This window comes from Chryseobacterium sp. II3a, from assembly GCF_057815135.1.
The window spans coordinates 110,767-136,765 of record NZ_JBYPZJ010000005.1 but is presented as its reverse complement, the minus strand read 5'-3'; the positions used below and the strand labels follow the sequence as shown (position 1 = coordinate 136,765).

Sequence of the window (25,999 nt, the reverse complement as noted above, 5' to 3'; positions counted from 1 at the left end):
TATTGAAGTATGAAATCTTTTTTGTCTTTATTGATTGTCTCATTTTTCACTTCTTTTTCATGGGCTCAAAATAAATTACCTGTTTTGAAAGCAAATGGCCCTAAAGCAGTTATTTACGAAAAAGATAATGGCTTAAAAACAGATTGGAGTATAGATCCTAACATTAAAACGGATGTATATACCGTCTCCAAAATAGCAGGACCTGATAAACAGGTGGCTATAAAAACAGATATAGACTCTCTTGTGGTAACCCTTAAAAAAGGAGAAAAAAAAGATTTTATCATTCTGTTGAAAGATAAAGATTCTGCCCTTACAAGAATTGAATCCCTACCACCAAAAGACTTTAGTAAAATGTCTTTTAAAGACACCATGAAACTCCATATAAATGAGCAGAATACTATATTCGTAAAAACAGTACTCAATAAAGTAGATACCCTTTTACTTAATTTTGATACAGGAACAAGCGATCTGGTACTGACACAGGAGACCTTAAAGAATAAAATCAAAAGTTCATTAAAATCAGGAACCAATATCCTGCAAATCGGGAACAAAGAATATCAGGGGTTTAATATTTACCCCGCACAGCTTACAGGTCATGGAACAGATGGCAGGTTTGGCTGGGATTTATTTGATGGTATGATTGTAGAATTAAATCATGATAAAGGATTGATGGTGGTACATTCTCAGCTTCCTTCTGATGTGAAATCTCAATATTCTCAGCTTCCAATAAAGTATTTTAATAACGTCTTCCTGGTGCAGGTAGGCATCACGCAGGATAAGGTTAAAAACAAAGATTGGTATCTCTTTGATACAGGATATCAAAGAACAGCCATGCTGGATGGTCCTTTACTGAATGAACAGGGTTTTCCTACGGATAGAATGCGGGTAATAAAAAAAGTAATAATGAAAGGAGCTCAAGGAAATGAAATTCCTGTAATGACCTCCAATCTTCAATCCTTATCATTAGGAAAATCAAAGCTAAATGATATCCCGGTGCAGCTCTTATCACAAAGCAGATTGGTAACCGGTTCCAGAATGAATATTTTAGGGAATGAAGTCTTAAAGAGATTCAACGTATTTTTAGACTTTCAAAAAAACATTGTTTACATGAAACCTAATACATTGGTTAATGTTGCTTATATTGAAAGTAAATAACTTCTGAGTATAATATTTACAAGACATACAACAAAAAAATCCCCAAGCGAGTTTATCGCTTGGGGATTTTTTACTCTTTAATTTGGAGTATATTCTGGTTCAGTAACCTCTGTTTGTTCTGTCTGAACAACCTGTGGCTTGTTTTTAATTTTTTCCTTGTATTCTTTCTGAAATTGTTTTACTGTTTTTCCAGTTCCGTCATGTCTCCATCCCGGAGAATAGAAGAGATACTTCAGACGATCCCCGAAAGAAAGGCCTGGTTGTCTAAGGTCTTTTCCAATTCTTCTCCATTCGTAAAAAAGAACTGTGGCCGGATCTTTAGACTTCATTTTAGGATAAATTCCATATTTAACAGGAACTTCTGGATCTTCCTTTTCAAATGTTCCGAAGATTTTGTCCCAGATAATCAATCCCATTCCCATATTACGGTCCAGGTATTTGATGTTGCAGGCATGATGCACACGGTGATGAGAAGGGGTTACCAAAATATATTCCAGGAAGCCCATACTTTTAATAGATTGTGTGTGTACAAAGGTTCCATAAATCTGAATAGCAGAATAAGCTACCATAACATGCAGCGGATGGAATCCTACTAACGCCAGAGGAGAAAAGAACAAATATCTGTACAGTGGCTGAAATACAGGGCTTCTGAATCCTGTGGTGATATTGAAATAGTCAGAATTGTGATGGGTAATATGTACCGCCCAGAAGACACGGGAATGATGATCTACATAATGGTGAACATAGTAAGCAAAATCCTGGGCCAGAAATACTGCAATCCAATACCATATCCCAACTTCCCAATCAAAAATACGATGATAGTAAAAGAACATCATAACAAGCATAGAAAACCCTTTCATAATGATGTCCAGGCTATAATTTAAAAGTGCTAAAAGCACATTGGTAGCCACATCTTTGGTTTCATAAAGCTTTTCTTTATTGAAGTGGCTATAGGCCATTTCTATAAAAATAATGCCTGCAAACATAGGAATGGCCCAGGGGTAAACAATGTCCGGTCCATCACTTTCAAACATTTTACTAAAATCAAACATTTTTTCTGTAAAACTAAGCATTAAATAGATAAAATGGGAATTTTTTAGATTTAATATTTTGTTTTATGTGTTTTTTAATGAAAATTTAATAAAAAATAAGTTGCTGATTGTGAAATATTGTTGTTTTCTTCCAAAATGAGCTCTGAATATTGCTGTATTTCTGCGCTGAATTTTATCAAACCAATGAATCTCCATAAGATTGATGAATAAAAGATAATTCTACCTATAATATTGTAATAACTCTAAAGTTTTTTTGTAATTTGCTGATAAGTTGTTCATACTTAAATTGTTGTGCGCTTTGGTGTAACTTGCTGTTTTTTAATATGATGAACAATGCTCTTAATGAAGTTTCATAGCAAGAAACTGATGATTAAATAGAAGACTAAGACTAAGTTATGAGAAAAATATATGCATTTTTTGCCCTTTCTGCTGCTTCAATAGCTTTTTCACAATCAAAAACATTGGAAAAAGTAGAACCCGCTTTCTGGTGGAAGGGAATGAAAAATCCTGAACTTCAGATCCTTGTTTATGGAAAAGGAATTGCCAATAATGAAATCTCACTTTCAGATGGGGTTCAGATGAAAGGAATTCAAAAGGTAGAAAATCCAAACTACGTTTTTATTACAATCAATACCAATGAGATTACGGTACCAAAGTTTACCATCAATATTAAAAAAAATCAAAAAAATCTGGGTTCTTATACCTATGAATTAAAGCAGAGGAATTCCGGATCTGCGGATCGGGAATCCTATACTTCAAAAGATGTAATGTACCTCATTATGCCTGATCGCTTTGCCAATGGAGATGAAAAAAACGATTCTGTTCCGCAATTAACTGAAAAGGCAGATCGCAGTTTACCCAATGGAAGGCATGGGGGAGACCTGCAGGGAATTATCAATAATCTTGACTACATCCAAAATCTGGGGGCAACCGCTGTTTGGTTAACGCCCGTAAATGAAGACAATGAAAAAGTATATTCCTACCACGGATATGCCCAGACCGATCTGTATAAAATTGATGCGCGCTATGGAACCAATGAAGAATACAAAAAGCTTTCCCAGGAATTAAATAAACGAAAGATGAAACTGGTGATGGACTATGTTACCAATCACTGGGGTGTTTCTCATTGGATGATGAAAGATCTTCCCACAAAAGACTGGATTCACTGGTTTAAAGATGGAGAGGACGGCTTCAAAAGGTCCAATTATAAAACATCCACACAATTTGATCCCAACGCATCGGAGATTGATAAAAGATATGCGTTGGATGGATGGTTTGATAAAACGATGCCGGATCTTAACCAGAAAAATCCATTGGTATTAAAATATTTAACCCAAAATGCTATTTGGTGGATAGAATATGCTGAACTAGGTGGATTGCGTGTAGATACTTACCCTTATAATGATAAAGAGGCAATGGCAAAATGGGCCAAAGCGATTACTGATGAATATCCTAAATTTAATATTGTAGGAGAATCCTGGCTGTACACTGCAGGGCAAATTTCTGCCTGGCAAAAAAACTCAAAAACCGGGGAAGCCGCTGGATATAATTCAAATTTGCCTTCTGTAATGGATTTTATGCTCTTTGGAGACATGCCGAAAGCCTTTAAAGAAAAAGAAGGCTGGAATACAGGAATGATAAAGCTTTATGACTCTTTCAGCAGTGATTTCCTTTATCCGGATATCAATAATGTTATGGTTTTCTTCGAAAATCATGATACTGAAAGATGGAATGAGATCTTCGAAGCAGATCCTAATGTTTATAAAATGGGACTAACTCTGATCTCAACTGTCCGTGGAATTCCACAGATCTATTATGGCTCAGAAGTAGGAATGCGTGGAAATAAAGAAAAAGGAGGTGATGCCGATATCCGCAGAGATTTTCCGGGAGGCTGGAAATCTGACAAGCAGAACGCTTTCAACCTCGCATCACAAACCTCTGAACAAAAGGAATTCTATCAGTTTACTCAGAAATTATTAAACTGGAGAAAAGGAAAAGAGGTGATTCATACCGGAAAAACGAAGAATTTTGTTCCTAAAGACGGCGTCTTTACTTATTTCAGATACAATGATAAAGAAAGTGTAATGGTGATCATCAACAATAATAAAAAAGATCAGACGTTAGATTTACACTATTTTGAAGAATCTCTAAAAGGATTTTCAAAAGGTAAAGAGGTGATTTCAGGAAAAGAATTCCTATTGCAGAATACTTTGACCATTCCTGCAAAAACACCATTAATCATTGAATTGGAAAAATAAAGATAGATATGGAAAAACAATTTTTCTGCTTTATTTTTCTCGCTAAAACAGTTTTTTGTTCAGCTCAGGAAAAACAGATGAGAGAATATGGTGATGTCAATAGATTAGCTACAGTTAAGGATGCTTCACAAGCTTACAATGTGGGGGAAGATGAAATAAAAACAGTAAAAACTTATCAGGATAATTTTATTCAAATTTCACATCTTAAAAATGGAAAAAAAGACGGTGTACAGCTGGAATATTACAAAAATGGAAAATTAAAAGATAGAACCACTTGGAAAGATGGAAACCGGATAGGGGAGAGAACTAGTTATCATCCAAATGGTAATTTATCAGGGTTATTTTATTATAATGGATATGAAGTAATAGAAACAAAGGCATTTTATACCAATCAAATGGAAGACGGAACATGCAGAACATTTTATGAAAATGGACAGCCTCATGAAATTTATTCGTTAGTAAAAGGACTACATAATGGTTTAAATCAGGTTTTTTTTCCAAATGGAAAACTCTATAGAGAAGGATATTTTCTTAACGATCAGGCGATAGGAGAATGGGTGTTTTTTAATGAATTGGGAGAAAAAACAATTGGCGGTTATAAAAATGGTAACAGATCAGGAATTTGGAAAGAGTATTATAAAAATGGAAAAATAAAAACAATAAAAAAATTTGACGGAAATAATTGTTGTGAGCCGATTGAAGGATCTGTTATCAATTTTAACGAAAAAGGTCAACGGATAAAAAATGAAAAAAAAATAGAATATTTAAAATAACATTTTTTGTTATTTCTCAGAATTAATTATAAAAGAAATTCTGAGAAATTTATATGTGCTTATAAAGACAGAGTATGGAAATATTTTGATGAAAAAGGCCGCTTAAAACAAAAAATAAAATACAAGAGGGTAAGCGGTGGAAACTGAATCATTTCAGTAAATATGAGAACAAATCCCATATCATGGCTTTTTTAAATTTAAATCAAATATCATTATCAAATGAAAAGAATATCAATTGTTTTTACTTTAGTCCTATTAATAATAGGCTTTACAGGTGTTTCAGCCCAGTCAAAATCCGAAAAAGACAAAACTGAAATAGCCACTATGCTCGACGGTTTCAACACCGCTGCTGCCAATGCTGATTTCGCTGCCTATTTCAATTATTTTGCAGATGAATCTACATTTATAGGAACCGATGCCACAGAAGTATGGGACAAAAAAGAATTTATGGTTTGGGCTAAGCCTCATTTCGACAAAAAGAAAACCTGGAATTTTACAGCACTAAAAAGAAATATCTATTTCAGTAAAGATGGGAAATTAGCCTGGTTTGATGAATTATTAGATACTCAGATGAAAATCTGCCGTGGTTCAGGAGTAGTAGAAAAAATCAATGGACAATGGAAAGTGAAACAGTATGTGCTTTCTATGACGGTTCCTAATGATGTGGTAGATAAAGTAGTTGCTGAGAAAACAGCTCTTGAAGACGTTTTGATCAAAGAATTAAAAACAAAATAAGCATAAAGATAACAATGGCTGGAAAAATGAAACCTGATCTTTCACTTACTCAGATTATCAATATGAGTATGGGGTTCCTGGGAATCCAAATGGCATTCGGATTACAAAATGGAAATGCAAGCCGTATTCTTGCCAATTTAGGAGCAGATGTTCATGAATTGTCATGGTTTTGGCTGGTGGCTCCCATTACAGGGCTGATTGTTCAGCCTATCATTGGACATATGGGAGATAATACCTGGAGCCCGCTGGGAAGAAGAAAACCTTATTTCCTGATTGGAGCAGTTTTATGTGCCATAGGATTGGTTTTGCTACCTAACGCGGCTTCTGTAACTCAGATGTTTGCAGCTAATGCTCTTTTATTAGCCGTGATTTTCCTTGCAATGATGGATGCTTCTGTAAATGTTGCCATGGAACCTTTTAGGGCTTTGGTGGGAGATATGCTTCCAAAACATCAGGGTACAATAGGATTCTCAGTGCAAACCATTTTAATAGGCTTTGGTGCTGTATTAGGCTCTTATTTGCCGGATTGGCTGACGAAATTAGGCGTTTCTAATGTAGCACCTAAAGGTTTTGTTGCAGATAACGTTATTTATTCCTTTTATGTAGGAGCTGTATTACTGATTATTTCTATTCTGTATACGATCATTACCACTAAAGAATATTCTCCTGAAGAATTTGCAGCCTTTGAAGATGGAAAAGAAATAGAACATGAAAAATCTAAATTTTCAGATATTTTCAAGGATTTTGCCAGCATTCCGGCTCAGATGAAAAAGCTGGGAATTGTTCAGTTTTTCTCTTGGTTTGCATTATTTACCATGTGGGTGTTTACTACCAGTGCTTTGGCAACCCATCATTTAGGACTTTCTCCGGAAGATACCCATTCAAAAGCATTCAATGATGCCGGCGATTTAACCGGTAAATTGTTTGGAATGTATAATCTTTGGGCTATTCCATTTGCTTTTTTATTGACTCCTATTGCTAAATGGATTGGAAAAAAGCAAACTCATGCATTAGCCTTATTATGTGGAGGGTTAGGGTTAATTTCAATGTATTTTATCAAAGATGTAAATAACCTGTGGATTTCAATGATCGGATTAGGATTTGCCTGGGCTAGTATTTTGGCAATGCCTTACGCGATGCTGATTGAAGTCATCCCGCAAAGAAAAATGGGTGTTTATATGGGGATATTCAACTTCTTTATTGTTATTCCGCAGATCATCAATGGATTATTTGGTGGGCCTATCGTAAGCAGTATTTTTGGTAAACAGGCTATGGATTATGTTGTGGTAGGCGGTATCTGTATGTTGATTGGAGCTTTAGTGACGATGATCTTCGTGAAATCAGAAGATGAAACTCCTAAGGAGATTGAAGAAGAGATTAAGCAGGTGCATTTTTAAAATTAGCTTGTTTGCTGAGGAATAAAAAAGATAATAATAAATTCAATATAAGCGGGCTTTAGCCCGCTTATATTTTAAAATTCTTCCATTGGCTTTAGCCAAAACTTAATTTGTTTCTTATTATGCTAAAACCGTTTCAATTTCTGACACTGTTTTTGATAAATTTTCTTCTCTGATGGTAGGCAGGGACATTCCCTCACTTCTGAATACTTCAATATCTGTAATCCCGATAAATCCGAATAATGTTTTTAAATAAGACTCCATTTGATCAATAATAGTTGTATCCTCATACACTCCGCCGATGGCAAAATTCAGATACACCTTTTTGTTTTTTAAAAGACCTTTCAGAACACCATCAGCATAAGAAAATGTCTTTCCCGGAATCGAAATATGATCAATCCATGATTTTAAAGTGGATGGGAAGCTAAAATTGTAAAAAGGAACTCCTATTACAAGAATATCTGCTTCCTCAATTTCCTGTAAAGCTTGATCTGAATATTTGGAAGCTTCTTTCTGCTCATCATTTCTTTCTTCATGAGGAATTTCAAATGATAAAAAATGCGTGGTTTCCAGATGAGGAATAGGATCTGATGCAAGATCACGAACAATAACTTTAGCTCCAGGATTCTTTTCTAATAATTGACTGATAACAGTTTCTGAAAGTTGATTGCTGGCAGAGCCCTCCCCATTAATGCTTGTTTTGATATTTAAAATGTTAATCATTTTTGAATTTTTTGTTTTTACTGGTGACAAAATTATTGTAAATTCACTTTCCAAAGTATAGGAGTTACCTAAAGGAAAGTGAAAATGGATAAACAAAATAATCACAAAGAATGTTTGCAGGTTTTAAAGCCCGTCCGTGATACCCTGGATGTGATAAGCGGAAAATGGAAATTACTCATCATCGTTTCATTAAATGCAGGAAATAAGCGCTTTACTGAAATTGAAAGAAGTATTCCAAAACTGACATCCAAAGTGCTGGCAAAAGAATTAAAAGAGCTTGAACAAAACGGATTAGTGGAAAGAATCGTAAAAGATACCTATCCTGTGAGCATAGAGTACTATCCCACGCCTCATGCAGAAACATTAACAACCGTGGTAGAATCTTTAAAAGACTGGGGTGAAAACCATCGTAAACATATATTCGGAAGCCCCTCTGTAGAGAAGAATGAGGAATAATAATGGGTTTTATAAAATAATGGTCCTAAAATTCAATAGGAGCGGGCTTTAGCCCGCTTTCATATTTTAAATGGAGTCCAATGGCTTTAGCCAAAACTTATAATTTTTTAGAATATCCTTACAAATTAAGATTTTTAAATGTGATATCTGTGGATGTATGCCTAATAAAGCAGTATATAATTTTATCAGAGATAAAATCTTTGCACCTTTGCCTAGTCCAACAGAATAATCATTTTTTCAATCATCAATTTTCTTTCTTATCCTACATCAACTTTTTTTCACCTTCCCATCCCGTACATTTGTACCATAAATAATCACAGAAATGAAAACAGTATATCATAAAGCAGATTCAAGAGGCCATGCTAATCATGGTTGGTTAAACTCTTACCACACATTCAGTTTTGCAAACTATCAGAACAAAGATAGAATGAACTTTGGGGTATTAAGAGTATTGAACGACGATACCGTTTCTCAGGGAATGGGATTCGGGACACATCCACACAGAGATATGGAAATTATTTCGATTCCTCTGGAAGGAGATCTGGAACACAAAGATTCAATGGGAACTACTGCGGTGATCAAAAAAGGTGAAATTCAGGTGATGAGTGCCGGAACCGGAGTAATGCATAGCGAGTACAACAAAAATAAAGACGAAGAAGTAAAATTCTTACAGATCTGGGTTTTTCCAAAAGAATTGGACGTAGAACCAAGATACGATCAGAAAAGCATTAAAGAAGGTGAAAAGATCAATGGATTCCAACAGATTTTATCACCTAATAAAAATGATGACGGAGTTTGGATTCACCAGGACGCATGGTTTAATATCGCTAACTTCAAAAAAGGAAATGGTAAAAACTACATGCTGAACAAAAAAGGCAACGGAGTCTATGCATTTGTTTTAAAAGGAAGTGCTAAAGTAGGTGACCGTGTGCTGAATGAAAGAGATGGATTAGGAATCTGGGATACTCAAAGCTTTAATATCGAAGCAGTAGAAGATGCTGAAATATTATTGATGGAAGTCCCAATGGAATTACCTTCTTATCTTAAATAAAAAACTAAATTTGTATCCTTAAAATAAAAAAATAATACAGAATTACGATCAACAGAATCTTTAATAGATTGCAGTTCTGTATAACTTAAAAATAAATACTACATATGAAGATCTTAGCAATAGCAGGAAGTAACTCAGAAGTTTCAATGAACAAGCAGTTGGTAGCGTATGCATCAACATTATTTGATAAAGGAGAAGTAGAGGTGATTGATTTAAATCCTTTCGAAATGCCAATCTATAAACATGAAAGAGAATTAGCTGGCGGAGTACCTCAGGAAGCACATGATTTTGCGGCTAAAATTGATGGAGCAGATTTACTATTGGTGTCTTTAGGAGAGCATAATGGTACATATTCTACAGCATTCAAAAATGTATTTGACTGGGTATCGAGAATCAAAGACAGAACCGTATGGAATGAAGTACCAATGCTATTGATGTCAACATCACCTGGAGGTAGAGGCGGAGCCGGAGTTTTAGAAGCAGCATCCAAGCGTTTCCCTTTCCATGGTGGAAATGTGGTAGAAACTTTCTCACTTCCTTTCTTCAATGATAACTTTGATAAAGCTGAACAGAAAATTTCTAACGCTGAGAAAGACAGTGAATTAAAGGAAAAAGTAAAGAAGATTGCGGCTATTGAAACCATCCTTGAAAAATAGAATTTGAATATTCATTTAAAATTACTATTTTTGCAAAAAGAAAAAGAGATGAAAATTCAGACCTCCTATAAACAATGTTTTTCTCATAAAGGGAAAATTGTGGGCTCTGAAATTCTGAGATAAAATAACGGCCGATAATCTGAAAAGATTGTCGGCTTTTTTGTTTTCTAAATTTGAATATAAAAAGTAAATTGAAATATAAAAGATAGTAAGGTAACAGACACCAGAGCATCAATAATCTGAAATCTGAAAAAACGAATTATCTAAAAAATCTAAGCAGACACATGAGCAACACTTACAAATCAGCAGGAGTAGACAAAGAAGAAGGATACAAAACGGTTGACAAGATCAAAAAAGCAGTGGGTGAAACCCATAATTCCAATGTATTGAACCATTTGGGAAGCTTTGGCGCTTTCTATGAGATTGGAGGATACAAAAACCCGGTTCTTGTTTCAGGAACAGATGGAGTAGGAACTAAGCTGAAAGTAGCTTTAGATACCAAAAAATATGACTCTATTGGAGTAGATTGTTTTGCCATGTGTGCTAACGATATTCTTTGTCACGGTGCAAAACCTTTGTTCTTTTTAGATTATTTAGCTTGCGGAAAGCTGGATTCTGAAATTGCAGCGGAAATCGTTCTTGGAATGGTAAATGCTTGTAAAGATAACAACTGTGCATTAATTGGTGGAGAAACTGCTGAGATGCCGGGTATGTACCAGCCTGGAGATTATGATGTTGCAGGATTCTGTGTAGGAATTGTGGAAAAAGACCAGATTATTGATGGTTCCAACATCAAAGCAGGGAACAAAATTATCGCATTACCGAGCTCAGGATTCCACTCAAACGGATTCTCTTTAGTAAGAAAAGTATTCCCAAATTTCGAAGAAGAATTTGAAGGAAAACCATTGTACGAAACCCTTTTAGTTCCAACCAGACTATACTTTAAAGACATTCACAAAGTATTGGAAGAAGTAAAAGTAAGCGGAATTGCTCACATTACAGGAGGTGGTCTTTACGAAAACGTTCCAAGAATCATTCCTGAAGGACTTTGTGCTTCTATTGACGAATCAAAAATCAGAATTCCTAGTGTGATGCTTGAGCTTGAAAAGAGAGGTGAGGTTGCCCGTGAGGAAATGTACGGAACATTCAATATGGGTGTTGGGATGGTAATCGTAGTAGATGCTGAACATGCTGAAAAAGTATTGCACCTTTTAGATGATGCTTACGAAATCGGAGAAATCACTGAAGGAGCAGAGAAAATCAATTTAAAATTTTAGAAGCTTAATCCCGCTTTCCGCTATATCTTTTTCGCCAATGCTTTTTTTACAAAGCCATTTCAAAAAGGATGTCGCTTCAATCGGGGCTAGTTAATAACATTCAAAGCCTTGTCAAGGTTTTAAACCTTGACAAGGCTAATAAAATAAAAATGAAGAACATCGTTGTACTCGTATCCGGTTCAGGAACCAATCTGCAGAGAATCATTGATACCATTGCCACTGGAGAAATTCAGAATGCAAAAGTGTCTTTAGTCGTTGCAGACAGAGAATGTTTCGGATTGGAAAGAGCAAAGAATCACAATATAGAAAACATACTCATTCCAAGAGGGAAGAATTTCAGCAGTGAGTTGGTTAAAGTAATCCCACAGGATACAGACCTTATTGTATTGGCAGGATTTTTATCCATTTTAAAAGCTGAATTCTGTGAAAACTGGAACGGTAAAATAATCAATATTCATCCGGCATTGCTTCCGAAATTCGGAGGAAAAGGAATGTGGGGAATGAATGTTCATAATGCCGTTGTTGAAGCTAAAGAAACAGAGAGTGGAGCAACAGTACATTTTGTAACTCCAGGTATTGATGAAGGAGAAGCTATCCTTCAGAAATCTTTTGAAGTAACAGCAGAGGATACCCCTGAAATAGTAGCTCAGAAAGTTCACCAGATTGAATATGAAATATTTCCAATAGCGATCAATAAGGTCCTGGGAAATAAATAATTTAGCAATCTAACAATTTACCAGTTTACCAATATTGAAGACATTGTTACATTGCTAAATTGATACATTGTTATATTAATAAAAAGAAATCTAAGTAAAATAAAAAGTAATCCGGAGGTGAAAGACCCGGGTACAGTTTGAAATAACTGTGAAAAGTAAAAATTGAAAGTAATGAGTAAAAAGAGAGTTTTAATCAGTGTTTCTGACAAAAGTGGATTAATTGAATTCGCACAATTTTTGGAAGCTCAGAATTATGAGTTGATCTCCACAGGAGGAACATTCAAACATTTGAAAGACGCTGGTTTAAATCCAATTCAGATTGATGAGGTAACCAATTTCCCTGAAATGTTGGACGGAAGAGTGAAAACTTTACACCCAAAAGTTCACGGTGGATTGTTAGCGGTTCGTACTAACGAAGAGCACATGAAAACCGTTCAGGAGCACGGAATTGGTCTGATAGATATGGTGATCGTAAACCTTTACCCTTTCTTTGAAAATGTGAACAAAGACATTTCTTTGCACGAGAAAGTAGAGTTTATCGATATCGGTGGTCCATCAATGCTTCGTTCTGCAGCTAAAAACTTTGATTCCGTTACCGTAATTACTGATGTAGAAGATTATACAACAGTAAAAATCGAAATGGAACAAAACGGAGATACTTATATCGAGACTCGTAAGAAGCTTGCAGGAAAAGTATTTAACCTTACATCAGCTTATGATGCCGCTATTTCAAGAATGCTTTTAGACGAGGAATATCCAACGTATTTAAATGCATCTTACAAAAAAGTTTCTGATCTTAGATACGGTGAAAACCCTCACCAGTCAGCAGCTTATTACGTTTCTACTTTTGAGAACGGAGCAATGAAAGACTTTGAACAGCTTGGTGGTAAAGAACTTTCTTTCAACAATCTTCGTGATATGGACCTTTGCTGGAAAGTAGTGACTGAGTTCAAAGAAGAAATGGCTTGTTGCGCCGTAAAACACTCTACACCTTGTGGAGTTGCAATCGGTACTTCAGCATTGGAAACGTACCAAAAAACTTTCGAATGTGATCCGGTTTCCATCTTTGGCGGAATTGTTGCTATGAACTATAAGATCGATGCCGCAACGGCTGAGGAGCTGAATAAAACATTCCTTGAGATTGTAATGGCTCCGGACTTCGACGAAGAAGCTCTTGAAATTTTAAGAAAAAAGAAAAACTTAAGAATCATCAAAATCGTAAATCCTGTTTCTGATAAGAAGACTTGGGTGAAAGTAGATGGTGGTATCTTGGTTCAGGATAATGATCTGCATTTCTCTGATGATATCAAAGTAGTGACTGAAACTCAGCCTACGGAAGAACAGAAAAAAGCATTGCTTTTCTCTCAGAGAGTGGTAAAATATGTGAAATCTAATGCTATTGTAGTTTCCAATGGAATTCAGGCTTTCGGAATCGGGGGCGGACAGGTGAACAGAATCTGGGCTACACAGCAGGCTATCGAAAGAGCAAAAGAAAAATTCACAGGAGATTTAGTATTGGCATCCGATGCATTTTTCCCTTTCCGTGACGTGGTAGATTTCTGCGCTCAGGAAGGTATAAAAGCCATCATTCAGCCAGGAGGAAGTGTAAAAGATCAGGACAGCATTGAGGCTGCTAATGAGCATAAAATCCCAATGATGTTTACTGGGGTTAGACACTTTTTCCACTAATTAAAATAGAGTTAAAAAATAATTTTGGATGGTAATTTTAACATCCAAAATTATATATTTGTAGAATAAGACTAGATAATAAATAAAGTATGAGAATATTAATCATAGGTGAAGGCGGTAGAGAATCTGCTTTAGCAGCAAAGCTTCAGAATGACCCAAGAATTTCTAAAATGTTTTTTGCTAACGGGAATGCTACTACCGATGCAATAGGGAAAAATGTTCATTTATCAGAAATCAAAGAACTTAGAGATTTCGCTATTAAAGAAAAGGTTGATTTAACGATCGTTGGACCAGAAGCTCCATTGGTAGCTGGGATCAAAGATGAATTTAAAAAGCACGATCTTAAGGTTTTCGGACCTACGCAGAAAGTAGCGAGCTTGGAAGGAAGTAAGGCTTTCTCTAAGAAATTTATGCAGACCTATGATATCAAAACAGCTAAAGCGGTAGTATTTGATTCATATAACGAAGCAAAAGAATATGTGCAAACACAGCAATATCCTTTAGTGATCAAGGCAAGTGGTCTAGCAGGTGGAAAAGGAGTTGTTATCTGTGACAACCTTGAAGAAGCAGAAGCTACGATCCATGACTTCATGATCAGAAGAATCTATGGAGACGCTGGTATCCGTTTAGTAATTGAGGAATATTTACAAGGTTTTGAAGCTTCTATCATTGCTTTTTCTAATGGGGAAAAACTTTTCCCTTGTGTTGCTGCAAAAGATTATAAAAAGGCAGGAAACGGAGATACAGGACCCAATACAGGAGGAATGGGTTCAGTGGCACCAAGCCCGGAATTCACTCAGGAGCACTATGCTGATTTTGAACAAAATATTTTAGAGCCTACTATTAAAGGTCTTAAAGCTGAAGGATTCAGTTTCAAAGGAATAATTTTCTTCGGATTAATGGTAACTAAGAACGGAGCTTATCTTCTTGAATACAACATGAGATTCGGAGATCCTGAAACTCAGGTATTGATGGCACTTATGGAAAACAACCTTTTAGATGTGATCCAGGACTGTATGGACGGAAAAGATATTCAGCTTAAGTTTAAAGACGAAAAAGCAGTTTGTCTTGTAATGTGTTCAGGAGGATATCCAAGAAACATTGAAACAGGTTTTGAAATTACAGGAGAAGACAAAGTAAAACACAGTAAACTATTATATGCAGGAGCTATCACAAAAGGAGATAAAGTAGTTTCCAATGGTGGTAGAGTATTGAACATTGTAGCTACAGGTGCTACTTTCGAAGATGCCCGCAAAAAAGTTTACGAAGACGCAGGTCACGTACATTTCGATTACGGCTTCTACAGAGAAGACATCGGAAAGTTTTAATAAAAATCACGAAAAAAGATTTGGAGCCATTCCAAGTCTTTTTTTGTAAAACAGTTAAGTAAGCAATAAGCCTTAGGCTAAAGGCTGTAAGCATATTGTAATATAAAAAGCTTACTGCTTAAAGCTTATCGCTTGAAGCTTTTAAATTAATCATCATTTATCAATCATTACAAAATGAACAACGGTATTATTATTTTAGATTTCGGATCCCAGTACAACCAGCTTATCGGAAGAAGAATCCGTGAGATGGGAGTATATTCTGAAATCTTACCTTTCAATACACCTTTACAAGATATTATAGCAAAACAACCCAAAGGAATTATCCTTTCAGGTGGACCAAGTTCTGTAAACGCAGAAAATGCCCACCTGGTTGAAAAAGCATTATATGAACAGGGAGTTCCGGTTCTAGGAATTTGCTACGGAATGCAGATGACAGCTCACCTTTTAGGAGGGAAAGTAAATAAAGGAGAAAAAGGAGAGTATGGAAAGGCAAATCTTGAGATCGTTAAAGAAAGCTCTTTATTAAAAGGAGTAACTCAGAACTCTGTAGTTTGGATGAGCCACTTTGATGAAGTAGGAGAATTGCCTGTAGGATTTGAATTAAATGCAAAATCTGGAGTAATTGCTTCCATTTCCAACGAAGATAAAAAAATCTTCTGCGTCCAGTTCCACCCGGAAGTTTCTCACACAGAAGAAGGTGGGAAAATGCTTGAAAACTTCGTATTCGGAATTTGTAATGCAGAGAAAAACTGGAAACTGACCAACTATATCGAGAAAACAGTTGAAGAAATCCGTGAGAAAGTAGGAGATAATAAAGTGATCCTTGGTCTTTCAGGAGGTGTTGACTCTTCTGTAGCCGCAGTTTTAATTCATAAAGCAATCGGAGATCAATTAACGTGTATCTTCGTAGATACCGGATTATTGAGAAAGGATGAAGGGAAGAAAGTAATGGATCAGTATGGAGAGCATTTCCATATGAACATTAAAATGGTAGATGCTAAAGAAAGATTCCTTTCAAAATTAGCGGGAGTAGACGATCCTGAAGCGAAGAGAAAAATCATTGGAAACGAATTTATCCACGTATTTGATGAAGAGTCTCACAAAATTGAAGGAGCTAAATTCTTAGCTCAGGGTACAATTTATCCTGATGTTATCGAAAGCCAGTCTGTAAACGGACCATCTGCAGTAATCAAGTCTCACCACAACGTTGGCGGACTTCCTGAAGATATGGAATTCGAATTATTAGAACCACTAAGAGAGCTTTTCAAAGACGAAGTAAGAAGAGTAGGAGAAGAATTAGGAATTCCTCACCACTTAGTATACAGACACCCTTTCCCAGGTCCAGGACTAGGAATCAGAGTATTGGGAGCTGTAGATGCTGAAAAAGTAAGAATCCTTCAGGAAGCTGACGATATCTTCATTGAAGAGTTGTATAAAAACGACCTTTATGAAAAAGTATCTCAGGCTTTTGTAGTATTACTTCCTGTAAAATCTGTAGGAGTAATGGGAGACGAAAGAACTTACGAATACACAGCTGTAGTTCGTTCTGCTAATACGATCGACTTTATGACGGCAACGTGGAGCAGACTTCCTTACGAGTTCTTAGATACTGTTTCAAGCAGAATCATCAACGAAGTAAGAGGAATCAACAGAGTAGCTTACGATATTTCAAGCAAACCACCTGCAACTATTGAGTGGGAATAATTTTTGACTTGAATTTTAAATATAAATCCTGCCCGAAAACGGGTAGGATTTTCTGTTTACATTGTATATTTTGTTTCTGAAAAATAGTAATGCTTCTGTTCCAAGTTTTGTTTTCTGTAAACAAGAATGATAAACTTCCACATCATTTAAATGTATGATTTTGTCTGAGGTAAACGCTAAAGATAGGATAATATCATCACCTTCTTCCAAAGTTTTTTCACTTTGATTCAAAAAAAATATTGTTTTTTAAATTGATATTTTGGTTAATGTTTTGCATAGTAATTACCTGTTAAAAACAAATTTTCACTAAATTTAAGTAAAATTACACCCAATGCAAATAGATACAAGACCCCTGACTGTTCAGGATTATGATGAGTTGGCAGAAACAATGAAAAGAGCCTATCCACAGATGTCAGAATCCATATGGTCTAAAAAAAGCATAGAAAAACTGACAAGAATATTTCCAAATGGACAAATCTGTATTACTGTAGATGGGAAACTGGCAGCTGTAGCACTTTCTATCATCGTTAATTATGAAGAATTCGGAGATGATCATACCTATAGTGATATTACAGGCAATTATACCTTCAATACCCATTCATCCACCGGAAATGTTCTATACGGAATAGAAGTCTTTGTAGATCCGGAGTACCGCGAATTGCGTCTTGGTAGAAGATTGTACGATGCCAGAAAAGAACTTTGTGAACAGCTAAATCTAAAATCAATTGTTCTTGGAGGCAGAATCCCGAATTACCATAAACACAGCCATGAGCTCTCTCCAAGAGAATATATAAGAAGAGTAAGAGATAAGGAAATCTATGATCCTGTATTATCTTTTCAGCTTTCCAATAATTTTCTTCCGATCAGAGTATTGAGAAAATATCTTCCTGAAGATGAAGCTTCGAAAGAAAATGCTGTGCTTCTGCAATGGAATAACATCTATTACAGTAAAAGACCAAATACCATGCAGGATAGTATCATCCGTTTGGGATTGGTACAATGGCAGATGAGACACTTTAAAGACATAGATGCCTTTTACGAGCAGGTAGAATTCTTTGTAAATGTGATGGGGGATTACAAATCAGATTTCGTATTATTCCCGGAGTTATTCAATACACCTTTGCTGGCCCCTTTCAATAACCTTTCGGAAAGAGACAGTATGATAGAGCTGGCCAAGCTTACTGAAGATATTAAAAAGAAAATTTCCGAACTGGCTATCAGCTATAATGTCAATATCATTTCCGGAAGTATGCCTGTTTTTGATCATGATACAAATGATTTGTATAATGTAAGCTATCTTCTTCACCGTGATGGGCGTATGGATGAATACAGAAAAATTCACATTACTCCGAACGAAAAAAGATATTACGGAATGAAAGGCGGGAATGAGATCAAAGTTTTTGATACAGACTGTGGGAAAATCGGACTCGTTATCTGTTACGATGTTGAATTCCCGGAATTACCAAGAATTTTAGCAGATCAGGGAATGAAAATATTGTTTGTTCCTTATCTCACCGATACTCAGAATGCGTATATGAGAGTACGTCACTGTGCTGCAGCCAGAGCTATAGAAAATGAATGCTATGTGGCTATTGCAGGTTGCGTGGGTAACCTTCCGAAAGTAAATAATATGGACATCCAGTTTGGTCAGGCAGCTGTATTCACTCCTTCAGATTTTGCGTTCCCATCCAATGCGGTGAAAGGGGAAGCCACTCCTAATACAGAAATGACCTTAATTGTAGATGTAGATTTGAATTTATTGAAAGATCTTCATCACAATGGCTCTGTTCAGGTGATGAAAGACCGCCGTAAAGACCTTTATGAAACCTATCTTAAATAACAAAACAGAATGCGAAAGCATTCTGTTTTTATTTTACCTAAAATTTATTGAGCGAATTATTTATACTGTGGGCAAACTACCGCAGGACAAATTAATCCCGGGCATTTTGGAAGTCCGTCAGTAGGACAGCACTGGTAAGAACACTTACCGCCGATAATGATTCCGCTTCCTGAAACGTTTTTTAATTGTTCTCTTGAAAGTTTGCTGTTACGTAAATTTTTCATGTTGTAATACTTTTATTGGTTTGTTTTAATGTTTGTACTCTGTAAATATATAAATTATTATTATACATGACATTCTTTTTTCATTATGTTTGGAAATAATCATTTAAAATACTGATTATGTGATGAGAAATTTAATCTTTTTATAGTGATTTTCCGTCTGCTTTTTTATAAAATCAGCTAAGTTCATATCAGGATTTGTTACTGAAAATGAATCTGAAGCGGGCATTGAAAATCGTAATTCATAAAACCATCAGGAAGATATTTTATCTTTTTATAGTTTAATAAAAAAGTAACAATAAATAATGGTATGGCTAAAAGCAACTTCCAGTCTCATGCTTCCAACTTCCAACCACTTAATTCTGAATTTTTTACGCTTAACCTAAGACAATATAGCATTAGGAATAGTTTTTGGAGTAAATTGCACTTACTATTGATACACTATGTTTGACAAGCAGCAAAGAAAACTGAAAAGATCCGCAAGACTGATTTCCGTATTAAGCAAATACGGTTTTAAAGATATTCTTGCAAGAATGAATGGCGGAAATAAACAGGAAGAAGTTTCAGGAGATTCTGAAGAAATAATTTCAAAAGGGACCGTTTACGAAAGAATAAGACTGGCTCTTGAAGAGTTAGGACCTACTTTTGTAAAACTTGGACAGACGTTCAGTAACAGAGAGGACCTGCTGCCACCGGAACTGATTCAGGAATTGCAAAAACTACAGGATAAAGTGGAAACTGTAGATATGGATGTGGAAGAAACTCTGGAAAGTGAGTTTAATATCTCTGTAAAAGATCATTTCCTTGAAATCCAGAAAGAACCATTGGCTACAGCTTCCATTGCACAGGTGTATAAAGCTGTTTTGCTGGATGGAAGCCCTGTTATTTTAAAACTCAGAAAACCTGAGGTTCAGTCTGTCATCGAAGACGATTTGTTGCTGATCAAGGATATTGAAAAATTAATCTCAGCTTATTCGGAAATAGGAGAGAAGCTTAATTTAAAACAAGCCATTTCTACTTTTGAAAGGTCTTTATTAGAAGAAGTTTCTTTAATTAATGAAAAGAATAATATTCAGCAGTTCCGGCTGAATTTTAAGAATAATAAGGAGACTTATGTTCCGAAAGTGTATGAAGAATTCTCCAACAATAATATTCTTTGTATGGAGTTTATTGATGGTATCAAAGTAACCGATAAAGCTGTTCTTCTGGCCCATAATATTGATCCTGTAAAAGTATCTGAAACAGGGTTAAGACTCTTTGTTTCTCAGATTTTAGACTATGGTTTCTTTCATGCTGACCCGCATGCCGGGAATATTTTAGTGAAAAGAGATGGCAAGATTGTCTTTATTGATTTTGGAGCCGTTGGAAAAATTCAGCCAAATGATAAAGAGATTCTTGAAAATCTTATTGTAAGTTTTGTGGCTAAAAACCCGCATAAAATAGTTAGGTATCTCAAAAAAATGGCGGTGAGTTATGAAATTCCGGATGAAAGAAGATTTGAAAATGATGTGGAAGACATTCTGAATTTCGTTCACAGTTCCTCATTACAGGAAATCAATGTTCAGGTGATTATCAATAAGATGAAAGATATTCTAAAGGATAACAGGTTGTATATGCCTGATTATTTCTATCTTTTATTTAAAGGTATTAGCCTGATAGAAGGAGTAGGGAGGAATATCAACCCTGATCTTGATATTGTGAAAAGCCTTCATCCATACACAAAAAAGATATTTACAAAAAAGATAAGTCCGAAAAATCTTTTAAAAACAGGAATGGATAGAATGATGAATTTCACGGATAACGTAGATGAAATTCCCAAAGAACTCCGTTCTGTACTTCAGAAACTGGATGAAAATAAATTCACTGTCTCCAGTGAGATCAAAAATATAGAAAAGACCAACCAACTGATAAAATCGAGTGTTGTCAATCTTATTTTAGCCATGATTTTAGGGGCAAATATCATTGCTACGGCCATTGTTTTGGTTTCAGAATCAGGGCCAAGAATAGGGGAGCTTTCTGTGGTTGCTATTTTAGGCTTTACTTTTTCAGTTGTTTTGGTTTTAGTCCTTTTGCTTAGGATAACAAGGAAGTAAGACTATAAGCCAACCATTAATTCGCAAATATGACTAAAGAAAGCAGATATTTATGGTACATTCGTGGTGGAGCAGTGCTCACTATTTTTTTGATTTTACTTACAGTAACGTATTTTAAGATTTCAGAAAATAAATATTTAGAAAGTAATAGTTGCAAGACAATAGTAAAGTTAAACGGTCCTTGGAAATTTAAAACAGGAGATGATCCTCAATGGGCATTATCCAAGGTTGATGATTCCCAATGGGAAACTGTAGATTTTACTGCACCTCCTGGTGCAAGGGATGGTGATGTCGGGATTTCTGGATATATCCCCGGATGGATGAAGCATGGGCATCCAGATTACTCAGGATATGCCTGGTATCGGATAAATATTTCTTTAGATAGTATAACGGCGGATAATATAGCTTTATTAGGACCTTCGGCTGTGGATGATGTTTATCAGGTATATATCAACGGTATATTGCAAGGAAATGCAGGTGATTTTTCAAAAACGAACCCTGCAGCTTATGGCATTCAACCCAAGATGTTTTTATTCCCTTTGAAAGGAGAGAAGCATATCACCATTGCTTTTCGTGTATGGATGAGTTCCGCAACATTAGAGCAGGGAACTGACTTAGGAGGTATTCATGTGGCTCCTGAACTTGGTACTCAGAGCGATATTAGAGAGAAATACAAATTTCAGTGGGGGCAATTAATAAAAGGGTATATTGTAGAAGTTGTAGAACCTGTAATGTTTATACTGCTGGCAATGATTATTTTCCTTGTGAATCAATCTAAAAGGGGTATCAGCTCAGGTAAATGGTTTATTATTGCACTGATGCTGCTTGCACTGATACGTCTCAATCAAGCTGTTTATAGTTGGTTTCAAATAGAAAGTGCCCATCAATATGATATTATTACTTCTGTCATTTTAAGGCCATTGGTTTTGGGAGCTTGGTTGTTGGCTTGGTATGAGTGGTACAGCTTACACAGATCACAATGGCTTCTTAAGATTATTGCTGTATTTACTATTGTTTATAGTACAGCTCAATTGCTTGGATTAGAATGGATTTCCGAGAATATCAATCATTTGCTATTTCAGGAAATTTCCCAATATATACGCTATTTGTTTCTGATCTTAATGTTGTACATAGTGATCATTGGATTTGTAAATGAGAAGCAAAAAGACTGGCTGGCGCTATTAGCTGCCTTATTGGTCGCCGCTGGGCTATTTCCTCAGGAAGTATCTCTGCTTCAAATTCCGGGAATTTGGTTTCCTTATGGGGTGGGAGTTTCACGTACTCAGTATGTTTATGCTGGATTTGTACTTATAATGTATATGGTGTTAATGCAAAAACAAAAGCGAATAATATATGGGTAGCCCTCTATCCAAAAAAATAATATGAAAACGATAATTATTACTATTCTAACTTTTTCTGGTTCAGCAATGTTTGCACAATCACAAAATGATGGAGTGAAAGGTGACTTTGATGGAAATGGAACAACAGAATATGTTTACGCTAAAGTAAATGACTGTAGCGATGAGTGTGATGGAAAATGTGACACCATGATCTATTTCAGTGATAAAAATATAAAACCCTTCATCATTTCAATGGCTAAAGGTGGAGCTTTATACAATCTGGGAGACCTTAATAACGACGGAAAGGATGATGTTGGGTTTTACCCAAACTGGTGTACAAGCTGCTGGCATCCGTTTTATACCTATACTTTAAGCAAAACGGGATGGCAACCACTTGTAGATCCTGTTTCTACTCACTGTAATCAATGGGAAGAAGACAAATTTCCAATTAAAAAAGATCCTAAAAAGAAAGGGAATGTTATAATCACCACCAGCGAATGGAAAGATGATGATATTAAAATAAGCAGTAAAAGCATAAAGATTAACTGATACGTTTTAAAATTTTTAGTTTCAATCTTAGATTTCCGCTTTCATTTTGGGACTGGTCTTTTTCCATATCACCATTTCTGTTGTCTGAAACCTGATTTTACATTTTAATATTAATACCTATCTTTGCAAAATGGAAAAACTCACTTTTGCAGATTTTGACCTGCCGGTTAAAATTCTTGATGTTTTAGCAGATTTAGAATTATTTGAACCTACTCCCATTCAGGAGAAGAGTTTGAAGCCTATCCTTTCAGGAAGAGATGTAATGGGAATTGCACAAACCGGAACAGGGAAAACTTTGGCCTATCTTTTACCCGTTCTGAAAACCTGGAAATATAGTAAAACAGGAAACCCAACGGTTTTAGTACTTGTTCCAACAAGAGAATTGGTGGTGCAGGTAGCAGAAATTCTTGAGAAGCTGACTGAAAATATCACTGCAAGAGTAATCGGAATATATGGTGGGAAAAATATCAACACCCAGAAATTATTATTTAACGACGGTTGTGATATTCTGGTAGGAACGCCTGGTAGAGTAATGGACCTTGCTATAGATAATGCGATTTCTTTAAAGGAAGTTCAGAAACTTATCATCGATGAATTTGATGAAATGCTTAACCTTGGTTTCAGACCACAGCTGACTCATATTTTTGAGATGATGAAAGAGAAGAGACAGAATATTCTTTTCTCTGCAACGATGACAGAAGCGGTAGATGATATGTTGGATGAATACTTTGCCAGCCCGATAGAAATATCATTGGCAAAATCAGGAACACCACTTGAAAAAATTGAACAGACGGGTTATAAAGTTGAGAACTTTAATACCAAGATCAACCTTCTTGAGCATTTGTTGAAGACTGATGCGGATATGTCTAAAGTATTGATCTTTAATAACAATAAGAAACACGCAGACCTTCTTTTCACTAAGATTGATGAACTTTTCCCTGAACAGTTTGATGTGATTCACTCCAATAAATCTCAGAACTACAGGCTTAAGGCAATGAAAAGCTTTGAAAATGAAGAGATCAGAGGTTTGATTACCACAGATGTAATGGCAAGAGGTCTTGATATCTCCAATATTACCCATGTGATCAACTTTGAAACTCCCGATATTCCTGAACAATATATCCACAGAATCGGTAGAACCGGTAGAGCTGATAAAGAAGGTAAAGCAGTAACTTTTGTAACTAAAAAAGAAGAGCCTTTAATCCTAGATATCGAGCTTTTAATGGATAAAGATTTAAAGTTTAATGACTTCCCGGAAGACGTTAAAATTAATCCAACCAAAATTGCTTCTGAAAAAGATGAAGTAGTGATGAAAAATCCTGCACAGGTAAAACTGAATGAAGGAGGAGGAGCTTTCCATGAGAAAAAAGCGAAGAATACCAAAGAAAACTGGGGTGGACCTTCCAAAAGAAAAGCACCTAAGAAGTTTGGAGCCAACAGAGCACAGCAAAAATCAATCTCTAAATCGAAGAGAAAGAAATAAAACAAAAACGATTCCTAATATGGGAATCGTTTTTTTTATCAGTTTTGTTGATGGTAATAAGATTTAATATTCTTCGTCTTCATCATTAAGGAAGTCCAGTTCATCATCTTCCTGTATATGATCTGATGATATGCCCGGAGGATTGAACAGACCCCAATTATCTACAATATAATGCTTCGGATTGAATGTAGCAATCCAATCAATAAATAAAAGACGGAAATCTTCTATCAGATTTCTGATAACTTTATAATATTTAGCATCAGAAAAGCCTAATTCCTTAAGGAGATTACCGCTTACCATAATATCGCGTGCTGCCTTTCGGATAATAGTTGCATTTTCCATTTTGATATCATACAACTTTACAGCTTCAGCTCCGGAAATTTTAGCCATAATAACCATGCTGTCTTCTAATGTATTAAATTTCAGATGCTGAAGGTAATCATTATCTTCGGGAAACAGATCGGTAATGGTCCGTAATGTTTTGTAGATTTCTTCAGCCTTTTTATAGATGGGTAAATTTCGGGACTCTTTCATTTTTTACTCGAAGTCAATTTTATTGTTTTTCAGAATTTCTTTAAATTTATCCATCTTATTTTCCTCTTTCATACTTTTGTAGATGTAGCCTATTATTGTTTCTGCATCAGAACGATAAGGTGATTTCTGCTCAGTGTAAATTCTGTATGCTTTGCAGATGTAATCAAGTCCTTTTTCACTGTTTTTCAAATGAGCAAAGTAGGTTTGTCCTATTCCATAATAAACTTCCGGATCACCGGGATAAACCTTATCCAAATCATTATAAGCATCAATAGCTTTTTGGTATTCCTTTTTAAAAACATAAGTCATCGCTATATTTTGTAAAGGCATTTTACCTTTTGGATCAATAGCTAAGGACTGTTTATAGGCATTAAGGGCTTTGTCATATTCACCCACTCTTCTATAGCAGATACCAAGATTATCCCAGGCATATATGAATTTTGGATCAGACTTTACAGCTTCTTCATAGTTTTGAATGGCTTCCTTCCAGTTTTCCTTTTTTGAAGATTCAACTCCTTTCTGATAGAAATCAATGGCAGTTTCATTTTTTGAAAACTTATCATAATTGGTTTCTGTAGTTTTAGTAGCCTTTTTTACACTTTCACAGTTTTGCATCAGATAGCGTTCAAGTTTATTGTAGCTGTCTATATATTGTTGTGAGTTCTTATCAGTGTCAAAGGTCAGGGTTATTTTCTTCTTCCCATTTATTTCAGGTGTTTTTTCTGAAAGCTTTTCTGCTCCTGATAAAAGAGATGAAATTTGAAGCGCTCCTGTATATTTATCAATACAGTCGTGAACATCTTTTATGATATCTTCTTTCTTTCGGTTTGACAAAGCAATAGAATCAGCACACTTACAAGCATTTTCTGAAAGCTCCTGAATAATTTTTTTTTCATCAGATTTCTCCTGAGAAAATGTAAGAGAAAATGGTAAAATAAAAAATAAAATGGTTATTGTTTTTTTTATCAT

23 protein-coding genes are annotated in these 25,999 nt (G+C 35.5%); 18 read left to right on the top strand and 5 right to left on the bottom strand.

The genetic code is table 11. The features are described 5' to 3' along the window. Nucleotides 1-9 precede the first annotated feature (9 nt). Nucleotides 10-1,155, top strand: coding sequence for a hypothetical protein (locus tag AC3HD6_RS13765; RefSeq protein WP_488896857.1), 1,146 nt, complete (start codon nt 10-12; stop codon nt 1,153-1,155). Nucleotides 1,156-1,232: 77 nt separating this feature from the next. Here AC3HD6_RS13765 and AC3HD6_RS13760 read toward each other — a convergent pair whose 3' ends face one another. Continuing rightward, a complete protein-coding gene (locus AC3HD6_RS13760; RefSeq protein WP_488896856.1) occupies nt 1,233-2,207 on the bottom strand; it encodes a sterol desaturase family protein in 975 nt (324 codons plus the stop codon). A gap of 395 nt (nt 2,208-2,602) precedes the next feature. Here AC3HD6_RS13760 and AC3HD6_RS13755 point away from each other — a divergent pair, with 395 nt between their 5' ends. The 4 genes from AC3HD6_RS13755 (at nt 2,603) to AC3HD6_RS13740 (ending at nt 7,370) form a co-directional block, all read left to right on the top strand. Further along, entirely contained in the window at nt 2,603-4,465 is a 1,863-nt protein-coding gene (locus AC3HD6_RS13755; RefSeq protein WP_488896855.1) for a glycoside hydrolase family 13 protein, read from the top strand. Between the two features lie 8 nt (nt 4,466-4,473). After that, nucleotides 4,474-5,238 (top strand): toxin-antitoxin system YwqK family antitoxin, encoded by a 765-nt coding sequence (locus tag AC3HD6_RS13750; RefSeq protein WP_488896854.1) that lies wholly within the window; start codon nt 4,474-4,476, stop codon nt 5,236-5,238. A 219-nt stretch (nt 5,239-5,457) separates the two neighbouring features. Further along, nucleotides 5,458-5,973, top strand: coding sequence for a nuclear transport factor 2 family protein (locus AC3HD6_RS13745; RefSeq protein ID WP_488896853.1), 516 nt, complete (start codon nt 5,458-5,460; stop codon nt 5,971-5,973). Between the two features lie 14 nt (nt 5,974-5,987). Continuing rightward, a complete protein-coding gene (locus AC3HD6_RS13740) occupies nt 5,988-7,370 on the top strand; it encodes an MFS transporter (RefSeq protein ID WP_488896852.1) in 1,383 nt (460 codons plus the stop codon). A gap of 120 nt (nt 7,371-7,490) precedes the next feature. Here AC3HD6_RS13740 and AC3HD6_RS13735 read toward each other — a convergent pair whose 3' ends face one another. Next, a complete protein-coding gene (locus AC3HD6_RS13735; RefSeq protein WP_488896851.1) occupies nt 7,491-8,093 on the bottom strand; it encodes an FMN-dependent NADH-azoreductase in 603 nt (200 codons plus the stop codon). A gap of 84 nt (nt 8,094-8,177) precedes the next feature. Between AC3HD6_RS13735 and AC3HD6_RS13730 the strand changes: the two genes are divergently transcribed. The 9 genes from AC3HD6_RS13730 (at nt 8,178) to AC3HD6_RS13690 (ending at nt 18,810) form a co-directional block, all read left to right on the top strand. Next, on the top strand, nt 8,178-8,549 hold the full coding sequence (locus AC3HD6_RS13730) for a winged helix-turn-helix transcriptional regulator (protein ID WP_488896850.1): 372 nt from the start codon (nt 8,178-8,180) through the stop codon (nt 8,547-8,549). Nucleotides 8,550-8,871: 322 nt separating this feature from the next. Then, nucleotides 8,872-9,600 carry a pirin family protein gene (locus AC3HD6_RS13725; protein WP_488896849.1) on the top strand — a complete coding sequence of 243 codons (729 nt, stop codon included), beginning with the start codon at nt 8,872-8,874 and terminating at the stop codon, nt 9,598-9,600. A gap of 104 nt (nt 9,601-9,704) precedes the next feature. Further along, nucleotides 9,705-10,256 carry an NADPH-dependent FMN reductase gene (locus AC3HD6_RS13720; RefSeq protein ID WP_488896848.1) on the top strand — a complete coding sequence of 184 codons (552 nt, stop codon included), beginning with the start codon at nt 9,705-9,707 and terminating at the stop codon, nt 10,254-10,256. 284 nt (nt 10,257-10,540) lie between these two features. Beyond that, nucleotides 10,541-11,533, top strand: a complete 993-nt coding sequence (purM, locus tag AC3HD6_RS13715; RefSeq protein WP_488896847.1) for a phosphoribosylformylglycinamidine cyclo-ligase — start codon at nt 10,541-10,543, stop codon at nt 11,531-11,533. Nucleotides 11,534-11,682: 149 nt separating this feature from the next. Next, nucleotides 11,683-12,249: a phosphoribosylglycinamide formyltransferase gene (gene purN, locus AC3HD6_RS13710; protein WP_488896846.1), complete on the top strand. Its 567-nt coding sequence runs from the start codon at nt 11,683-11,685 to the stop codon at nt 12,247-12,249. Between the two features lie 171 nt (nt 12,250-12,420). Next, the gene (purH, locus tag AC3HD6_RS13705; RefSeq protein ID WP_488896845.1) at nt 12,421-13,938 is read left to right on the top strand and encodes a bifunctional phosphoribosylaminoimidazolecarboxamide formyltransferase/IMP cyclohydrolase; all 1,518 of its coding nucleotides are present in this window, start codon (nt 12,421-12,423) and stop codon (nt 13,936-13,938) included. A gap of 89 nt (nt 13,939-14,027) precedes the next feature. After that, nucleotides 14,028-15,266 carry a phosphoribosylamine--glycine ligase gene (purD, locus tag AC3HD6_RS13700; RefSeq protein ID WP_488896844.1) on the top strand — a complete coding sequence of 413 codons (1,239 nt, stop codon included), beginning with the start codon at nt 14,028-14,030 and terminating at the stop codon, nt 15,264-15,266. 174 nt (nt 15,267-15,440) lie between these two features. Then, nucleotides 15,441-16,970, top strand: coding sequence for a glutamine-hydrolyzing GMP synthase (gene guaA, locus AC3HD6_RS13695; RefSeq protein ID WP_488896843.1), 1,530 nt, complete (start codon nt 15,441-15,443; stop codon nt 16,968-16,970). A 331-nt stretch (nt 16,971-17,301) separates the two neighbouring features. Further along, nucleotides 17,302-18,810, top strand: coding sequence for a GNAT family N-acetyltransferase (locus AC3HD6_RS13690; protein ID WP_488896842.1), 1,509 nt, complete (start codon nt 17,302-17,304; stop codon nt 18,808-18,810). A gap of 56 nt (nt 18,811-18,866) precedes the next feature. Here the strand turns inward: AC3HD6_RS13690 and AC3HD6_RS13685 are convergent, their stop codons facing one another. Beyond that, nucleotides 18,867-19,034, bottom strand: coding sequence for a hypothetical protein (locus AC3HD6_RS13685; protein ID WP_167386988.1), 168 nt, complete (start codon nt 19,032-19,034; stop codon nt 18,867-18,869). A 440-nt stretch (nt 19,035-19,474) separates the two neighbouring features. Between AC3HD6_RS13685 and AC3HD6_RS13680 the strand changes: the two genes are divergently transcribed. From AC3HD6_RS13680 to AC3HD6_RS13665, 4 genes are all read left to right on the top strand, one after another. Then, the gene (locus tag AC3HD6_RS13680) at nt 19,475-21,124 is read left to right on the top strand and encodes an ABC1 kinase family protein (protein WP_488896841.1); all 1,650 of its coding nucleotides are present in this window, start codon (nt 19,475-19,477) and stop codon (nt 21,122-21,124) included. A 29-nt stretch (nt 21,125-21,153) separates the two neighbouring features. Next, entirely contained in the window at nt 21,154-22,485 is a 1,332-nt protein-coding gene (locus AC3HD6_RS13675; protein ID WP_488896840.1) for a hypothetical protein, read from the top strand. Between the two features lie 21 nt (nt 22,486-22,506). Next, nucleotides 22,507-23,013 (top strand): hypothetical protein, encoded by a 507-nt coding sequence (locus tag AC3HD6_RS13670; RefSeq protein WP_488896839.1) that lies wholly within the window; start codon nt 22,507-22,509, stop codon nt 23,011-23,013. Between the two features lie 130 nt (nt 23,014-23,143). Beyond that, nucleotides 23,144-24,496: a DEAD/DEAH box helicase gene (locus AC3HD6_RS13665; RefSeq protein ID WP_488896838.1), complete on the top strand. Its 1,353-nt coding sequence runs from the start codon at nt 23,144-23,146 to the stop codon at nt 24,494-24,496. 63 nt (nt 24,497-24,559) lie between these two features. On the opposite strand, the gene AC3HD6_RS13660 is transcribed toward AC3HD6_RS13665, so the two are convergent. After that, nucleotides 24,560-25,030, bottom strand: coding sequence for a hypothetical protein (locus tag AC3HD6_RS13660; RefSeq protein ID WP_488896837.1), 471 nt, complete (start codon nt 25,028-25,030; stop codon nt 24,560-24,562). A gap of 3 nt (nt 25,031-25,033) precedes the next feature. After that, a complete protein-coding gene (locus AC3HD6_RS13655; protein WP_488896836.1) occupies nt 25,034-25,999 on the bottom strand; it encodes a tetratricopeptide repeat protein in 966 nt (321 codons plus the stop codon).

Coding starts and splice junctions, on each gene's coding strand:
- AC3HD6_RS13675 (WP_488896840.1), top strand. CDS start 21,154: ATGACTAAAGAAAGCAGATATTTATGGTACATTCGTGGTGGAGCAGTG.
- AC3HD6_RS13760 (WP_488896856.1), bottom strand. CDS start 2,207: ATGTTTGATTTTAGTAAAATGTTTGAAAGTGATGGACCGGACATTGTT.
- purM (WP_488896847.1), top strand. CDS start 10,541: ATGAGCAACACTTACAAATCAGCAGGAGTAGACAAAGAAGAAGGATAC.
- AC3HD6_RS13730 (WP_488896850.1), top strand. CDS start 8,178: ATGGATAAACAAAATAATCACAAAGAATGTTTGCAGGTTTTAAAGCCC.
- AC3HD6_RS13725 (WP_488896849.1), top strand. CDS start 8,872: ATGAAAACAGTATATCATAAAGCAGATTCAAGAGGCCATGCTAATCAT.
- AC3HD6_RS13690 (WP_488896842.1), top strand. CDS start 17,302: ATGCAAATAGATACAAGACCCCTGACTGTTCAGGATTATGATGAGTTG.
- AC3HD6_RS13665 (WP_488896838.1), top strand. CDS start 23,144: ATGGAAAAACTCACTTTTGCAGATTTTGACCTGCCGGTTAAAATTCTT.
- purN (WP_488896846.1), top strand. CDS start 11,683: ATGAAGAACATCGTTGTACTCGTATCCGGTTCAGGAACCAATCTGCAG.
- AC3HD6_RS13745 (WP_488896853.1), top strand. CDS start 5,458: ATGAAAAGAATATCAATTGTTTTTACTTTAGTCCTATTAATAATAGGC.
- AC3HD6_RS13685 (WP_167386988.1), bottom strand. CDS start 19,034: ATGAAAAATTTACGTAACAGCAAACTTTCAAGAGAACAATTAAAAAAC.
- AC3HD6_RS13720 (WP_488896848.1), top strand. CDS start 9,705: ATGAAGATCTTAGCAATAGCAGGAAGTAACTCAGAAGTTTCAATGAAC.
- AC3HD6_RS13680 (WP_488896841.1), top strand. CDS start 19,475: ATGTTTGACAAGCAGCAAAGAAAACTGAAAAGATCCGCAAGACTGATT.
- AC3HD6_RS13655 (WP_488896836.1), bottom strand. CDS start 25,999: ATGATAAAAAAAACAATAACCATTTTATTTTTTATTTTACCATTTTCT.
- AC3HD6_RS13740 (WP_488896852.1), top strand. CDS start 5,988: ATGGCTGGAAAAATGAAACCTGATCTTTCACTTACTCAGATTATCAAT.
- AC3HD6_RS13755 (WP_488896855.1), top strand. CDS start 2,603: ATGAGAAAAATATATGCATTTTTTGCCCTTTCTGCTGCTTCAATAGCT.
- AC3HD6_RS13735 (WP_488896851.1), bottom strand. CDS start 8,093: ATGATTAACATTTTAAATATCAAAACAAGCATTAATGGGGAGGGCTCT.
- AC3HD6_RS13750 (WP_488896854.1), top strand. CDS start 4,474: ATGGAAAAACAATTTTTCTGCTTTATTTTTCTCGCTAAAACAGTTTTT.
- purD (WP_488896844.1), top strand. CDS start 14,028: ATGAGAATATTAATCATAGGTGAAGGCGGTAGAGAATCTGCTTTAGCA.
- guaA (WP_488896843.1), top strand. CDS start 15,441: ATGAACAACGGTATTATTATTTTAGATTTCGGATCCCAGTACAACCAG.
- AC3HD6_RS13660 (WP_488896837.1), bottom strand. CDS start 25,030: ATGAAAGAGTCCCGAAATTTACCCATCTATAAAAAGGCTGAAGAAATC.
- purH (WP_488896845.1), top strand. CDS start 12,421: ATGAGTAAAAAGAGAGTTTTAATCAGTGTTTCTGACAAAAGTGGATTA.
- AC3HD6_RS13765 (WP_488896857.1), top strand. CDS start 10: ATGAAATCTTTTTTGTCTTTATTGATTGTCTCATTTTTCACTTCTTTT.
- AC3HD6_RS13670 (WP_488896839.1), top strand. CDS start 22,507: ATGAAAACGATAATTATTACTATTCTAACTTTTTCTGGTTCAGCAATG.